The 16,754-nt window shown below is 36.0% G+C and carries 14 protein-coding genes and 1 pseudogene; 2 read left to right on the forward strand and 13 right to left on the reverse strand.

Annotation, left to right across the window (positions count from 1 at the left end; all coding sequences use genetic code 11):
* From PY093_RS06815 to sppA, 8 genes and pseudogenes are all read right to left on the reverse strand, one after another.
* Positions 1-1,149 (reverse strand): annotated as a pseudogene (locus PY093_RS06815) (hypothetical protein); the annotation flags it as partial.
* 224 nt (positions 1,150-1,373) lie between these two features.
* Positions 1,374-2,561 (reverse strand): acetate kinase, encoded by a 1,188-nt coding sequence (locus tag PY093_RS06820; protein ID WP_275645135.1) that lies wholly within the window; start codon positions 2,559-2,561, stop codon positions 1,374-1,376.
* Between the two features lie 169 nt (positions 2,562-2,730).
* Complete coding sequence (locus tag PY093_RS06825) at positions 2,731-3,738, reverse strand: class I SAM-dependent methyltransferase (protein WP_275645136.1); 1,008 nt, start codon at positions 3,736-3,738, stop codon at positions 2,731-2,733.
* Positions 3,739-3,965: 227 nt separating this feature from the next.
* Complete coding sequence (gene tpx, locus PY093_RS06830) at positions 3,966-4,466, reverse strand: thiol peroxidase (RefSeq protein WP_275645137.1); 501 nt, start codon at positions 4,464-4,466, stop codon at positions 3,966-3,968.
* A 148-nt stretch (positions 4,467-4,614) separates the two neighbouring features.
* A complete protein-coding gene (gene ytfJ, locus PY093_RS06835; RefSeq protein WP_275645138.1) occupies positions 4,615-5,082 on the reverse strand; it encodes a GerW family sporulation protein in 468 nt (155 codons plus the stop codon).
* An 18-nt stretch (positions 5,083-5,100) separates the two neighbouring features.
* Entirely contained in the window at positions 5,101-5,790 is a 690-nt protein-coding gene (locus PY093_RS06840) for a DUF2953 domain-containing protein (RefSeq protein WP_275645139.1), read from the reverse strand.
* Between the two features lie 87 nt (positions 5,791-5,877).
* Positions 5,878-6,369 (reverse strand): RDD family protein, encoded by a 492-nt coding sequence (locus PY093_RS06845; RefSeq protein ID WP_275645140.1) that lies wholly within the window; start codon positions 6,367-6,369, stop codon positions 5,878-5,880.
* A gap of 10 nt (positions 6,370-6,379) precedes the next feature.
* Entirely contained in the window at positions 6,380-7,390 is a 1,011-nt protein-coding gene (sppA, locus tag PY093_RS06850; protein ID WP_275645141.1) for a signal peptide peptidase SppA, read from the reverse strand.
* Positions 7,391-7,730: 340 nt separating this feature from the next.
* Between sppA and PY093_RS06855 the strand changes: the two genes are divergently transcribed.
* Positions 7,731-8,531, forward strand: coding sequence for an NAD kinase (locus tag PY093_RS06855; protein WP_275645142.1), 801 nt, complete (start codon positions 7,731-7,733; stop codon positions 8,529-8,531).
* A gap of 67 nt (positions 8,532-8,598) precedes the next feature.
* Here the strand turns inward: PY093_RS06855 and PY093_RS06860 are convergent, their stop codons facing one another.
* The 5 genes from PY093_RS06860 to PY093_RS06880 form a co-directional block, all read right to left on the reverse strand.
* Complete coding sequence (locus PY093_RS06860; protein WP_275645143.1) at positions 8,599-10,215, reverse strand: amidohydrolase; 1,617 nt, start codon at positions 10,213-10,215, stop codon at positions 8,599-8,601.
* 144 nt (positions 10,216-10,359) lie between these two features.
* Complete coding sequence (gene mbcS, locus PY093_RS06865; protein ID WP_275645144.1) at positions 10,360-11,943, reverse strand: acyl-CoA synthetase MbcS; 1,584 nt, start codon at positions 11,941-11,943, stop codon at positions 10,360-10,362.
* A gap of 161 nt (positions 11,944-12,104) precedes the next feature.
* Complete coding sequence (locus tag PY093_RS06870) at positions 12,105-12,317, reverse strand: alpha/beta-type small acid-soluble spore protein (protein WP_275645145.1); 213 nt, start codon at positions 12,315-12,317, stop codon at positions 12,105-12,107.
* Between the two features lie 181 nt (positions 12,318-12,498).
* Positions 12,499-13,710 carry a tRNA uracil 4-sulfurtransferase ThiI gene (gene thiI / locus PY093_RS06875; protein ID WP_275645146.1) on the reverse strand — a complete coding sequence of 404 codons (1,212 nt, stop codon included), beginning with the start codon at positions 13,708-13,710 and terminating at the stop codon, positions 12,499-12,501.
* A 7-nt stretch (positions 13,711-13,717) separates the two neighbouring features.
* A complete protein-coding gene (locus tag PY093_RS06880) occupies positions 13,718-14,860 on the reverse strand; it encodes a cysteine desulfurase family protein (RefSeq protein ID WP_275645147.1) in 1,143 nt (380 codons plus the stop codon).
* A 538-nt stretch (positions 14,861-15,398) separates the two neighbouring features.
* Here PY093_RS06880 and brnQ point away from each other — a divergent pair.
* The gene (brnQ, locus tag PY093_RS06885) at positions 15,399-16,715 is read left to right on the forward strand and encodes a branched-chain amino acid transport system II carrier protein (RefSeq protein ID WP_275645148.1); all 1,317 of its coding nucleotides are present in this window, start codon (positions 15,399-15,401) and stop codon (positions 16,713-16,715) included.
* Positions 16,716-16,754: the final 39 nt, after the last annotated feature.

Below are 16,754 nucleotides of genomic sequence, written 5' to 3' on the forward strand. Positions count from 1 at the left end.
GATTTCGGGCATCAGATTGCACTTTTGATTACCGTTTTTTACTTTTTTCGGGATTTCGGGCATCAGATTACTCATTTGATTACCGTTTTTTACTTTTTTCGGGATTTCGGGCATCAGATTACTCATTTGATTACCGTTTTTTATTTTTTTCCCGATTTCGGGCATCAGATTGCACTTTTGATTACCGTTTTTTATTTTTTTCCCGATTTCGGGCATCAGATTGCACTTTTGATTACCGTTTTTTACTTTTTTCGGGATTTCGGGCATCAGATTGCCCTTTTGATTACCGTTTTTTATTTTTTTCGGGATTTCGGGCATCAGATTGCACTTTTGATTACCGTTTTTTATTTTTTCCCCGATTTCGGGCATCAGATTACTCATTTGATTACCGTTTTTTATTTTTTCCCCGATTTCGGGCATCAGATTGCTCTTTTGTTTAACGTTTTTTATTTTTTCCCCGATTTCGTGCATCAGATTGCCCTTTTGATTACCGTTTTTTATTTTTTCCCCGATTTCGGGCATCAGATTGCACTTTTGATTACCGTTTTTTACTTTTTTCGGGATTTCGGGCATCAGATTACTCATTTGATTACCGTTTTTTACTTTTTTCGGGATTTCGGGCATCAGATTACTCATTTGATTACCGTTTTTTATTTTTTTCCCGATTTCGGGCATCAGATTGCACTTTTGATTACCGTTTTTTATTTTTTTCCCGATTTCGGGCATCAGATTGCACTTTTGATTACCGTTTTTTACTTTTTTCGGGATTTCGGGCATCAGATTGCCCTTTTGATTACCGTTTTTTATTTTTTTCGGGATTTCGGGCATCAGATTGCACTTTTGATTACCGTTTTTTATTTTTTCCCCGATTTCGGGCATCAGATTACTCATTTGATTACCGTTTTTTATTTTTTCCCCGATTTCGGGCATCAGATTGCTCTTTTGTTTAACGTTTTTTATTTTTTCCCCGATTTCGGGCATCAGATTGCCCTTTTGATTACCGTTTTTTATTTTTTCCCCGATTTCGGGCATCAGATTGCACTTTTGATTACCGTTTTTTATTTTTTCCCCGATTTCGGGCATCAGATTGCTCTTTTGTTTAACGTTTTTTATTTTTTGCGGAGTTATATTTTTGATACCCGACTCCATTTAGAGATCACTGATAGCAAGGCATCTTATTCCAAGATTTTTGTTCTTTTATGCTGTTTTAAAGTCTAAAAGGATCAACATATAAAGTCTGATAGATAAGAAAAGCGCAGGGCGCCCGGAGCTAGACACTAAAACTATGTACAACTTTTATACCTTCTTATCTTTTAAAAAACAAAGAGAAACAGGCGACACTCTTGGCATCACCTGCTTCCATTCATCAAATTCTATTGAGCCAATCTGACTACATCTCGTGCTATCATTACTTCTTCATTTGTTGGGATTACTATTACTTTGACTGGAGAATGTGGGTAGTTAATAAATGCTTCTTCTCCGCGCACTTTGTTTAACGCAGGGTCCCAGTATACTCCCATAAACTCTAATCCACGTAGGACGCGAGCACGAATAACATCACTATTTTCACCAATACCAGCAGTAAAAATAATCGCATCAACACCATACATCCGTGCTGCATACGAACCGATGTATTTATGAATTCTACTTGCAAAAACTTCAAGTGCAAGTTCGGCACGTTCCACACCTTGTGCTGCTTGTTGCTCGATATCACGTAAATCACTTGAAAAACCTGTAATACCTAAAATACCACTTTTCTTGTTTAGAACATCTAATACTTCATCTGCAGTTTGGCTTGTTTTTTCCATGATGTACGGAATTAACGCTGGGTCAATGTTACCTGAACGAGTGCCCATCGCCACCCCTGCAAGTGGCGTGAAGCCCATAGATGTGTCAATGGATTTTCCACCTTCAATTGCAGCAATACTCGCCCCATTTCCTAAATGACAAGATAAGAGCCGAAGCTGTTCAATTGGACGTCCGAGCAATTGGGCAGCACGTTCAGATACATATTTATGTGATGTACCATGGAAGCCATATTTACGAATACCGTACTTTTCATAATACTCATAAGGGAGTGAGTATAAGAAGGACTTCTCTGGCATTGTTTGATGGAACGCTGTATCAAAAACAGCAATAGCCGGTACATTGGGTAGTACTTCTTTAAACGCTTTTATACCCGTTATATTAGCTGGGTTATGTAATGGTGCAAGTTCTGATAATTCCTCAATTTGCTCTAAAGCTTCGTCTGTAATTACTGCAGAATCACTAAATATTTCACCACCATGAACAACTCGGTGGCCAATTCCCTGAATCTCATCTAGGGACCTGATAATACCTAAATCAGTTAATTTTGAAAGCAATATTTTAACAGCAACTGCATGGTCTGGTATTTCAGTTGTCTCTGTTTGTTTTTCTCCATTTACTGTAATACTAAAAACTGCAGCTTCTAAGCCAATTCGTTCTACTAATCCTTTTGTTACAACTTCTTCACTTGGCATTTCAAATAATTGAAATTTCAAGGAAGAACTTCCTGCATTTATGGCAATTATTTTAGACATTATGTAATCGGCTCCTTTTTATCGTAGGTTTAAATCTGACTATGTATCATGCCCTTACAATATTCTATGCAAAAGGACACATTTTCAATCTAACCCCTCTCATTTAAACACTGAGATTCCTACATTTCAAGAGCCTTTCTAAATTGGTAACGACTTCGTCTTAAATTCATTAAATTCTGACACTCTTTTGACCATTTTTTTCAGCTTTAAACCATGCATCAATTTGGTCTATTATGTTTTTCATTGCTTCCTTGTTAGAAAACTTAGGTAGATTAACGAGTATAGCCTGATTAGGAGCAACCACCTGCTCTCCTTTTTTCTGCAGGATAAAGATACTTTTTGCAGCTTTCTCATTTGCAAACAATGATAGAGGTAATTGAATCAATCCTTGAATAAACGCCCTTTCTTTAATGAATTGATTAAGCTTTGGTGCTTGCTCACTGCTAAAAAGTGAATTGGGAATTAAAAATAGGAGATAACCACCTTCCTTAGTATGATTCATACTTTGCTCGATAAATAAATGATGGGCATAAGAATGTCCTGACTCAGAACGTAAATCGAATTTTTCAGCGCCGCTATCATTTGGATAATAGCCAACTGGTAAATCACTTAATACTAAGTCAACAGGATCAACATACAACTGCTCTAAACTATCTTGATTAAATAATTGAATGGAATGTCTTTGGAGATTGGCACTTACATAGGCAAGCTTAAGTAAAAGGTCATCAATATCCACACCAAAGCTCGTTATTTCCTTGCTGTTATTTTGATTTAATACAGTTGTTAATAGATTCCCAGAACCTATTGCGGGATCAAGTACCGAAATATTCCTCTCATGCCTAGTTAGCTTTGTCACAAGATAACTAATAAATAAGCCGACAGCATCTGGTGTCATCTGATGATTCGGTTGGGCACTGTTTTTCATTCCTTTTAAGATGACTAACTGAAAAGCTTTGCGTATTTCTTCATTTACAAATCGATCAAGTTGTATTTCTTTGTATTCTTTTTCTAGTCGTCTTGAACTTAGTTCAGATAATTCCGATTGAAGGATTTTACCCTGAAATAAATTTTCACCGGTTTTTGCAGCTGCCTCCAAATATGTACAAGATAATTCCTCTTGTAAAATTTCTGCTGTCTTATTAAGAACTGTAAATAATTGTTCGACCGTGGAATGCATTTTTCTTCCTCCTCTTAAACAAGTACTTTATATTTTAGAAGAAACAAATGATTTTAGGCAAGTGTATAAGTAAAGTGCAGGGCTCACAGTTCCATGAGCAAAACATTTAAACTAGGGTCATAACACCTATACATTCTTACCTATTAATAGAAAAAGACCCCGTAAATCGAGGTCCTAACTGTTTCTTCAATTAATGTGGTGTCATATTACACCACCACTTTCAGCTTTTACTTCGCTGCTTTTGCAGCTTCGATAGCAGCTTCGTAGTTAGGGTGATTTGTTGCTTCACTTACATATTCAACATACGTTACTTTGTCATTGCTATCGACAACAAACACTGCACGTGCTAATAAACGTAATTCCTTAATATGTACACCATATGCTTCACCAAAAGAAAGATCACGGTGATCAGATAAAGTTTGTACATTTTCAATACCATTTGCTCCGCACCAACGCTTTTGAGCGAAAGGTAGATCCACACTAACTGTTAAGATTTTTACATTATCTAGGTTTGCAGCTTCTTCATTGAAACGACGAGTTTGTGCATCACAAACTCCAGTGTCAACAGAAGGTACAACGCTAATCAAACGTACAGATCCCTTAGAGTCAGTTAAAGTAACTGGTGACATATCATTTGCTAAAACAGTAAATTCTGGTGCTGTATCTCCTACATTTACTTCCGTGCCAAGTAATGTTACGGGATTATTCTTAAATGTAATGTTTGCCATCTGTATTCCTCCTAATTAATTATATATGTACAGTGTAAATCATAGCCCTCTCAATGGCTGATTGCAATTATTTCGTTTCGAATTCTAAAAATTTAAATCACATTTCCATAAAATAAGTTAACTGCCACCATGACAGTTAACCAATTTATTAAATATCAAAGTCTTGTTTTGATTGCTGTTGTTGGCTACCACCCTGATTATTATTATCTTGACCTTGATCATTCTTCTTAAACATTTGCTGGATCTTTTCTACTGCCTGTGGTGCTAGTTCAAGGATCTTTTCATATAAATGTGTGCTTTCATCTAGATGAAGTAATTTAACACCTGAGGAGTTTACTATTAAAAATGCAATTGGTGTGATTGACACACCGCCACCACTACCACCACCAAATGGAAGTTTAGAGCTCCCTCCTTGCTGATCTCCTTTACCTTCTTGACTTTGTGCCTGAAACTCACTGCCCCCTGCAGCAAAACCAAAGCCTACTTTTGAAACTGTGAGTATAACACTGCCATCAGGTGTTTCGACTGGATCACCAATTATTGTGTTTACGTCTATCATCTGTTTTAAATTTTCCATTGCAGTTGTCATTAAACCTTGAATGGGATGCTCAGACATGTTGTATTCCTCCTACCATTATATTGATTTTTCATTATTTCCCGAAAGCATAGACAGAGGGCGTTTTTTAAAGTTTGGTAACCCGCCTCTCCAATATTTAATCAGTCTAATTCCTACTAACATAGCATGCCCTATTCGAAAGTGAAAAATACATGATAACTTCGTTTGCGAAATAGGAATTTGAAACGATGGTGTTATAGATGTAACAGGCTGAGTCATTAACTTCATATAGTTGCTTAAAATCCCTAGTAGTGTTCCTTTTATTGACCAGCCTAATCCAGCTAAAACCCCAGTTTGGGCAGCATCACCAATCCCTAATGTAGTATGCCATTCAAATTTTGTAATTGAAATCTTATTAAAAAATTTCCTAATAATAGTATGTAGATTAATAACATGTTTAAGAATTTCGGTGGTATCACGCATGCTTAATAAAATATCCATAGGAGAAAACTTTTGCTTCTTCTTTTTGCCCAAATCTTTTTGACCAGCTATTTCTTCATGTTTAACAACAATACCTGGGGTTTCTTTATCGACCTTAATTAAAGGGACCTTAATTGTATAACGAATTAAGCCAAACCAAGCTGTAAGTTTAATTCTTATATTGTCATCATCACCAGTATGGTATAAATCAACGTTCACACTTAGTTTTGTAATTGTAATAATAAATAATAATAAAAAAATTCCAAGGATAATAAAAAACCAAAGCAACTTAATCCACCCCCCATCTCTTTCGTCTTTCATTATCACCTACTTAAAAATAAAATAAACCTACTGTTTACCAGTAGGTTTAAGCACTTATCTTTCATGTACAACTGTCGTGTCTGCAAAAATATCATGAAGACCTTGTTTTTTAGGAAAAAATGCTACGAGAACAAAGCCTATAAACAAAAATTTCGAAATGAATTTACCGATAAGCTCTCTAAAAATAACTGTAGACCATGTTAAGTGTTTATTACTAATTTCGATAACTTTTAATCCAAATATCATTTTTCCGAGTGTTTGTTTAAAGAACTTTGTCATCAACACAAAATATAGGTAGAACGTAAATGCGGTGGCTATCGAACTCACAGCAAACATACTAGAATCTGATAAAGGGATATCTAAAAAACGGAGAATAGGGTTTATTAGAATTCGATTGATACTTCCAATTACGATTAAATCAGCAAGATATGCCCAAAAACGCATCCAAAACCCTGCATAGTGAAGCTCCTTTACTTTTCGTTCATCTTGTTTATGTTCATGTACTAACGTCCCTTGATTTTGACCATCTTCAATTATATAATCCATATCATTCCCCCTATTCTGCGTACAGGTACATGAGTCGTGGTGAGTTTGGTTGTGATAATAATTTCATGAGCCCTGTCATTTCAAGATCATCACTAAAAACTTTTCTAGCACCCATTGAGAAAATAGAACCAAGTCCATAATTGCTTTCATATTCGACAACCTTTATATTTCCTAAGCTATGATCTTGTTTCATTGCTTCTATAACATCCTCAAAATATCCAAGTTCATCAACAAGGTCTAGTTCCTTTGCCTGTCTTCCGTCATAAATTCGACCATCCGCAATTTTTTTGACCTGTGACTCTGATAGCTCCCGCCCTTTTGAGATAACGTCAACAAATCCGGCATACGCATTGTTAACTAAGGTCTGGAGTATTTCTCTCTCCTCTTCAGTCATGTCACGTGTTGGTGACATAATGTCCTTATATGGCCCACTTTTAATTGTCTGAAATTCTACTCCATACTTCTCAGCTAGACCACCATAGTTTATTCCCTGCATAATTACCCCTAATGAGCCAGTTAATGTATCTGGAACAGCATATATTTTATCTGCAGGGGCCGCAATGTAATACCCTCCAGAAGCAGCCATTGTTCCCATTGAAACATACACTGGCTTATTTGTTTTTTCTTGAAATTCAACGATTCTGTCATGAATTTCAGCGCTTTCTACTACTCCTCCACCCGGAGAATTTACCCGTAGGATGATCCCTTTTACTGAGCTATCATCGGTTGCATTGTCAAGCATTTTTAGGAAGGTCCGATGATTATAGCCAGAACCTTCAAATAATGACGGAACATCCTGTCCAGAGTCTTCGATAACACCATTTACATTTAATACCAAAATTTTATTGGTTCCACTTCCCTCAACTAATACATTTTCTAAAAATTCTTCTTCATTGGCTAAGAGATTTTCAGACCAGCTACCAAAATCACTAAAAGCCACTGCAGTTGTAAAATTAATTACGACTGAAAAGAAGAATAACGTTGCTGCAATAGCTAGAGCTGCCCATCGTTTTCCGTTCATAATTAGTCCTCCTTACCAAAATGTTCATAAATAAATTACGAATAAGATACTAAATAGTTTCATTAAAATGGTAAACTATATTCGTATAAACCCAAGTTGCCTATCACCATCCATTTAACGACAACTTTATCCCGCATTACTGAGGCTGTAAAACCCCCACTTTTAACACTTAGAAAATTCGCAGAGTATAGCGGGGGATGAATGACACCCCCCCTAAAGGGAAGCTTCCTTTATATACTAGCTTACTTTTTACATTATTATCAATTATATCTCATTAAATCTTTTTTCGTTTTTTGAACATGATAGAAAGTGACAATTAAATTAAAGGAGAAATTAAACGATGCCAACTCGCCGTAATCTGTACCTTTTTTACAAAAAAGACCCTGAAATCACACATCAACTTAAACCACTTTTCGATTTAGCAGAAAAATATAATTTCAACATCGTTTCAGATCATGCAAAAGCCAACATTATTGTAAGTATAGGTGGGGATGGAGCTTTTCTACAGGCTGTTCGTAAAACAAACTTCCGCGAAGACTGTTTATATGCTGGTATTTCCACAACAGGTTCATTAAGTTTGTATTGCGATTTTCACCTTGATGAAACTGAGAAAATGATTGAAGCCATGCAATATGAACAAATTGAAGTACGTAGATATCCAACAATCGAAGTCAAGGTCGATGATACGACATCCTTCTATTGCTTAAACGAATGTTCGATCAGGTCGCCCATTATAAAGACCTTTGTTTTGGATGTCTACATAGACAATTTACATTTCGAAACATTTCGGGGTGATGGTATGTTAGTTGCGACACCCACTGGAAGCACAGGATATAACAAATCTGTAAATGGTGCTGTTGTTGATCCAATGCTTCCTTGCCTTCAGGTAAGCGAACTAGCTTCACTAAACACAAATCGCTACCGTACACTAGGATCGTCATTTATCTTAAGTGGCGCAAGAAAACTTACACTGAAAATAGTTCAAGACGGTAATGACTATCCTATCATCGGTATGGATAATGAAGCTGTAAGTATTCGTCATGTTGATAGCATCGATATTAGCTTGACTGATAAAAAAATTAAGACGGTTAAGTTAAAGGATAATTCCTTCTGGGAAAAAGTAAAACGAACGTTTCTATAACTATGAAAGTGAAACTCCTCATTAACTGGATGAAAGGTAAACTTCTTTTTTGAAAAAAGCATGGAAGCTATGCCTCTACCGTGCTTTTTTCATGCTTATACATTATTGAATCATCTACTACGGTCATCATAACATTGGTTACCAAAATTTCATCCTCACTAATAGCGAAAAGATCTTGGTCTAATACAGTGAAGTCTGCTGTAAATCCTTTATCAATCTTGCCCCTTGTATTTTCCTGAGAAACCGCATATGCACTACCACTTGTGAATAATGTGACTGCTTCAAATACAGATAGCTTTTCATTAGCATTATAAATGGTTTTAGTCGGATCATTAGGTACTTTTCTTGAAACCGCGGCATGTATACCAAGAAGTGGATCAATTGGTTCAATTGGTGCATCCGAACCCCCTGCACAATGAAAGCCATTTTCTAAGAGCGTATTCCAAGCGTAGCAATATTTCATTTTTTCTTCTCCAATTCTCTCGATAACCCATGGAAAATCAGATGCTAAAAAACGAGGTTGAATATCAAGTATTATTGATAAATTTTTGGCTCTATCTATTAATTCTTTTCGTAAAATCTGCGCATGAATAAGCCGGTCCCGCATACCGCCAGTTGGAGGAAATTCCTCAATCGCTTCTATCGCATATTCAAAAGCTAAGTCCCCAATTACATGAATAGCTACAGGCATATTATAGTGTCTGGCTGTTTTAAATAGTTTTTTCAAATCAGCTAAGTCATGTATCGCAACACCTGAGGTTTCGGGTGCATCATTATAAGGTCGACTTAATAGCGCAGTTCTACCACCCAAGGCCCCATCTGCAAAAATTTTCATTGCTCCAAATTCTATAAAGCTAGTGTTTTTTCCATATGTATAACCTAATGAGTGCATATCATCAACAACTTCATGATGTACTAGTAGGTTGGTTCGAAATTTTATTGTTGTTCCATCTATCACTTTCCTAAAAGTTTTATATGTTCTTTCAAAACCACCATAATAATTCAGGTCCTCGCTATGTGCACCGACTAGACCTACTTTGAAACAATCCTGTATAGCAACAGTTAATGCTTTTTCTAGATACTGCTCAGATACTTTTGGAATGACAGCTTTAATAAGTTCTTGAGCTTGGTCAAGCAATAGACCTGTTGGCATACCATCATCGTCTTTTACGACTATGCCACCTGATGGATCTTGTTTTATATCCAAAATCCCCGCTAATTGTAATGCCTTTGTATTAGCGAGAATTGCATGTCTACATACTCTACTCAACATCATTGGATTGTTAGGAGCAATTTCGTCTAATTCTACTCTATGAAATATCTTCTTATCCACTAACAGGTTTTCGTTCCATCCCTCACCAATTATCCAATCACCAGGATTTGACTGTCCTACATAATCTTTTAAAAGCTGTATTATTTCTTGTGAAGATGTAATGGCTGAGAGATCCAATAATAAAAGTTTTTGACCATGGCCAATTAAATGGAGATGACTATCTACAAAACCCGGATACATTATATTTCCTTCCAAATCTACCGTTCTTGAAATATTATCTTGAAATTGAGCTCGGAGCTCAGCATCTGACCCAGTGGCAATAATCATTCCATCCTCGACATACACCGCTTCTACAAATTCATCTTCTTTATGTAAAGTATATATTGTACCGCCGTACCATAAAGTTCCCATTGGAATTCTCTCCTGTATTCTTATTCATTAGAAATGGCTTTTTTTTTAAAACTATATTTCATCAATAAAATCCAAAAGTAGTTACGATAATAACCTTAGAAAAACAATAGCAGATAGCCCGCTGCTATCTGCTCACTATTTTCTTTATGCTTTTTGAGCTTCTAGTTCGCGTTGTCTTAATTCAATACGTCGTATTTTACCTGATGTTGTTTTTGGTAATTCTTCAACAAACTCAATTTTTCTAGGATACTTATAAGGTGCTGTAAGCTCTTTTACATGCTTTTGTAAGTTTTGGACTAGATCAGGTGAGTGTTGATCCACCTCATCTTTAAGAACGACAAATGCTTTTACAATGCTACCTCGAATTTCATCGGGGCTTCCTACAACCGCGCATTCCTTTATAAATGGATGTTTTACAAGTGCATCTTCAACCTCAAATGGTCCAATTGTATAGCCGGAGCTAATAATGATATCATCCCCACGGCCTTCAAACCAAAAATATCCGTCCTCGTCGATTTTTGCTTTGTCACCCGTTACATAGTAGTCTCCGCGGAACTGCATCGCTGTTCTTTCTGGGTCTTTGTAATAGTGCTTAAATAAGGCGGGTGTATCAATATGAACGGCGATATCACCCACTTCTCCTACCTTACAAGGCTCTCCTGCTTCATTAATAATCTCAACTCGGTTACCTGGGGTAGGTTTCCCCATTGAACCTGGTTTAATATCCATCCCTTTTAATACACCAACAAGAAGGGTGTTTTCGGTTTGCCCATAACCATCGCGAACCTCAACCTTAAAATGTCGCTTGAATGTGTCAATGACATCTCGGTTTAGAGGCTCTCCTGCAGAAACCGCACTATGTAATGCTGGTAAACTATAGTCATCAAGATTATCTACTTTTGCCATGAGACGGTATTCAGTAGGTGTACAACATAATACATTTATTGAATAGTCACTTAAGAGTTGCAAATACTTTTTAGGTTCAAATTTTCCGTTATAAACAAAACCTATTGCCCCAGTACATAATGTTGAAACAAAGGGACTCCATATCCACTTTTGCCAACCAGGGCCTGCAGTTGCCCAAACAGTATCGTTTTCATCACAACTTAACCAGTTTGTAGCTGCTGTTTGTAAATGCGCAAAGGCCCACCCATGAGTATGTACTACACCTTTTGGATTACCTGTAGTACCTGACGTGTACGATAAAAACGCCATATCATCTCGTTTTGTGTCAGCCGTTGATAAGGTTGAACTTGCACTCTCCATCAAATCATCCAAAAACAACCAGTCATTACACTTTTTTCCGATAACAAATTGTGATAGGCTTTCTTTTTGAATGATGTTGGTAAACTGATCAACATAAGGGTAATAACTGACGACTCCTTTAACATCCCCATGTGAAATACGGTATTGTAAATCCTTTTCTTTAAGCATTTCCGAACTTGGGATAACTACAAGACCCGCTTTTAATGCACCAAGATACACCATATATGCCTCGATTAAACGAGGTACGATTACTAGTACAGTATCTCCTTTTTGTAAACCGTTACTTAATAAAGCGTTTCCAACTTTGTTAGCATTTTGCATTAATTGATCATATGTGATTTGTTTCCTATCTCCGTTTTCATTTTCCCATTTAAGAGCAACCTTATCAGGATTTTGTGTAAATTTTTCAACCTCGTTTACTAAGTTGTAGCTTTCAGGTGCTATAAGATTTTCTCTAATCACAGTATCCTCTCCCCTTGCTCATTATATGAATCTCTATGTACAATTCAAATTATACTAAATTATCTTACATTTTTGAATAATATTTTACTATACTTTTTGTAAAACTTAAAAAGGACGAGCATACGCTCGTCCTGTAGCCATTTTTATATTTTTTTGGTTAATTATTGTTGTTGACCACTCATTGAAGATTGAGCAAAAGATACTAGACGTTTAGTGATTTCTCCTCCAACTGAACCGTTAGCGCGAGAAGTTGTATCAGCACCAAGGTTTACACCAAATTCTTGAGCGATTTCAAATTTCATTTGGTCGATTGCTTGTTGAGCTCCTGCTACTAATAATTGGTTTGAACTGTTGCTGTTGCTTTGTTGTGCCATGTGCTTTCACCTCCTTGTGAGTATAGATTGTGTAAAAACACATGGCATCATTCAAATTATCTATTGGTAATTGTTCACATAATATACATCTTTTATAGGGAAAGAGAAAGATACAAGGATTTTTCGACTTAAACTTGCAAATTTCCAGGCTCAGATTTATTATGCTAACTTCTCTATACCGTTAAAATAAGTCACCAAGGTCTGAATTATCGATACCTATTTCTGTTTTATAATCAATGATTTCTGTTTTTGATATTGCTTCTTCAATTAGAGAATCAAAATCAACAAAACTTTCATAATGCATGACTTTCTCAAGCTTTGGTCGTGTTTTTGGAGATGCAGGAGTGAAAATCGTACAACAATCCTCATAAGGTAGGATCGATATATCATACGTATCTATATTCCTTGAAATCTCAATAATTTCTGTTTTATCCGATGATACAAGTGGCCGGATTACTGGTGTTGATGTCACTTGATTGATTGTATACATGCTTTCAAGTGTTTGACTTGCTACTTGTCCAAGACTCTCACCTGTAACGATAGCTAATCCATTATTTCTATTACGTATTTCATCTGTGATTTTTAACATCATTCGTCTAGTCGATATTAGCGTGTAGTTTTCTGGCACTTGTCTTTGTATCGTCTGCTGAATATCAGTAAAAGGGACAATATGAAGCCTAATCTTACTACCATATTGAGTTAGTTTTTTTGTCAAATCAATCACCTTTTGCTTAGATCTTTCATTTGTAAAAGGAGGGCTAAAAAAATGGACTGCTTCTATGTGAAGGCCCTTTTTCATTGCTAAATAACCAGCAACAGGACTATCAATCCCTCCAGAAAGCATTAGCATTGCTTTTCCACTACTACCAACTGGTAATCCACCAGCTCCACGTATATCTTTACATGTAATATATGTAGCCTCATGTCTAACTTCAACTCTTACATTAATCTCTGGATTATGAACATCGACACGTAAACCCTCAGTGTTGGTTAAAATATGACTTCCGACAGCATGGTTTAATTCGTTTGTATCTAACGGAAATTGTTTATCAGCCCGCTTTGCCGATATCTTAAAGGTTTTCCCAATATATTCTAGATCCTTTAATGCAGTTAGTGCCCCATCTTTAATTTCAGTAAGTTCACTATCTGTTTTGATTGCTAAACTAAACGAATGAATACCAAATACTTTTTCTATTCTATACGTAATTTCTTGAATATTTTCTTCTCCATTTAACTTTATAAAAATTCTATCTCTTGATTTTTCAATTGTTAGCTTTGAAAAATCAATTAATTTAGTCTTAATATTATATGCTAGTTGATCGATAAACTTTTTTCGATTTCTCCCTTTAGTTGATATCTCTCCAAAGCGTATTAATATATGATCATATTCCATAAATTATTTACCTCATTATCTTTTCTAGTTTACTAATTGAATCTGCTATTGCAGCTACTACTATATCTACTTCTTCAAGCTTATTCAAATAAGATAAGCTTATTCTTATAGAGCTTGTTGCTGTTTTCTCATCTTTTCCCATTGCCAATAATGTTTTACTCGGTGCTTTTTTTTTCGAAGAGCATGCCGAAGTTGTTGACACATATATTCCATACTCCTCAAGCATGTGAACGAATACCTCTGATTTTAAACCATTTATTGAAAAATTAATAATGTGTGGTGCAGAATATTTAGAGGGTGTATTAATTGAGATGCTTCCTAGCTTAGACAATTTTGTGATGTAACGTTCTTTTATTTTATTCATCCTATGAACGGTCTTTTCTTTGTTTTCTACTGTTAATCTTAACGCCTTTGCTAATGCCACTGCACCACCAATACTTTCAGTCCCTGAACGAAAATTATTCTCTTGTGCACCACCTGATATTAACGGAGTTAATGATACTCCGAACCGAACATAAAGGATCCCTGTTCCTTTTAACCCATGAAATTTATGGCCAGATATAGTACATAAATCAATCCCTGCCTTAGCAAAATCAAGGTTAACCTTTCCAACACCTTGAACATGATCAACATGAAAGAGAATTTTCGGATACTGCCGTAATAAGTTTCCAATATCTTCAATTGGTTGGATTGCACCAATTTCATTATTTATGTGAATGACAGAAATGAGGATTGTATCATCTCGTATTTCCCTTTTAATATCGTCTACGGATATAATACCATTATTATTTGGTTGTATGTATGAAATGGTAAAGCCATGTTGTTCAAGTTGCTTACATGCTTCTGTAACGGAGGGGTGTTCAACTCCCGTTGTGATAATATGGTTTCCCCGCCCTTTGTTAAACAAAGCTGATCCCTTTATTGCTAGACTATTCCCTTCCGAACCTCCTGAGGTGAAAATAACTTCTGATGGTTTACAACCTAACTGTTTTGCACTATTTTCTCTAGCTTGTGTTAATATCTGCTCTGCTTTCATCCCTAATCCATGAAGAGAGGATGGATTCCCATAAAAGTCTGTTGAAACTTTTACAAATGAATCAAGAACTTCATTATATGGCTTTGTCGTAGCACTGTTATCTAAATATATCATGTACATGCCCCACCTTTTCTCCATTTGATAGGAAACAACACCTTTTAACCTTCACACCAAAAAGGTTCAATAATATCGATTCCTAATCTTTAAAAAGCTAGTCTTTTTCAAACAGGGCTCCGCCTTTTCTTCGTACATATTACCATAATCACTTTGCAAAGAAAACTTTCCAAAATGAGATAGCGCAAAACAAAATTTTTAAAAATTTAAACATTTTATTTTTTCGACAATATTCGCAGTTTCTATGCTATTATGAAAACGAATTTATAGGAAGGCATCAGATTGACCTTTTGGTTACCGTTTTCTATTTTTTGCGGGGTTTCATTTTGAATTTGACACCATACTTCATTTAGAGACACTGATACCAAGGTACATTAGAAACTGTGCCCAGATTTATTGATCTACTATGCTGGTTCTAAAACAAAAAGGGGCAGGATATAAATTTTGATATTTTTAGAAAAACGCAGGGCGCCTTAGAACTAGACACCAAAACTAGGTACATATTTTTATACTTTTGACAATACAACAGGGGGTCTATATGAACGAAAAAGTGCTAACAGGAAAGGAAATAGTAACGATTGGTTTGATGCTTTTTGCACTATTTTTAGGGGCTGGAAACTTGATATTCCCTCCAGCACTTGGGCAAGCTGCTGGGACAAATATATGGATTGCTATAGCTGGTTTTTTAATTACTGGTGTTGGTTTACCACTTTTAGGTGTCATCGCCATCGCACACTCCGGTGGTGATTTACAATTATTAGCAAACAGAGTACATCCCGTTTTTGGACTTATTTTTACAATTACGATGTATATGGCAATAGGTCCTTTTTTCGGAATTCCCAGAACAGGCACAGTTGCTTTTGAAATAGGAATAGTTCCCTTTTTACCCGATGAATGGATTGGGGGAACAGCTCTATTTATTTATTCAATTATTTTTTTCGGAATAACCTATTTCTTATCCCTAAACCCCTCAAAACTAGTTGACCGAATTGGTAAAGTACTAACGCCAATCTTACTTCTTGTGATTGGCCTACTGGTTGTAAAAGCGGTTATGTCACCGATGGGAATTATCCAGAATCCGAAGGAAGGTTATCAAACTTCCCCATTTTTCAAAGGATTCATTGATGGTTATTTAACAATGGATACAATTGCTGCACTTGTATTCGGAATTGTTGTAATTAGCTCCATTAAGGAAAAGGGAATAACTGATAAACGAATATTAGTAAAAGCATGTACTAAGGCTGGGATTATTGCTGCTAGTGGCCTAGCAATTGTCTACGTTAGCCTTTCCTATCTAGGTGCTTCAAGTGTAGAATCCATCGGTTATTCAAATAATGGCGGTGAGATTTTATCAGCTTCTTCAAAATATTTGTATGGGTCATTAGGTTCTGTCATATTAAGTATAGCGATTACATTTGCTTGTTTGACTACTTCTATTGGACTAGTCTCATCGACTGCTAAATATTTCGCAACACTTTCTAGCAAACTTTCCTACAACTCTTTTGTAGCAGTGTTTTCTCTTTTTAGCATGGTAATTGCAAATGTCGGTTTATCACAATTAATAACTATTTCAGTACCGGTATTAATTTTTATTTATCCACTTGCGATTGTTCTTATTGCGCTATCCTTTGCCCATTCAATAATTAAAGACTATAAGGAAGTGTATTCAATCTCACTTATAGGAACAGGACTGGTAAGCTTATTTGATGGGTTAAAAAGTGCAGGAATTGACATAGACCTAATAACCAATCTTTTTAGTAGGATACTTCCCTTGTATGAACAAGGAATAGGTTGGTTAATGCCTGCAATAGTAGGAGCTATTCTCGGCTTTATCCTGGCAAAAACACGGAGGTAAAGACCCAAGAAAAGCGCAAGGCGCGCCAGCCTTTTCGGC

The sequence above is a fragment of the Cytobacillus sp. S13-E01 genome (assembly GCF_029193815.1).
Classification (GTDB): domain Bacteria; phylum Bacillota; class Bacilli; order Bacillales; family Bacillaceae_L; genus Bacillus_BV.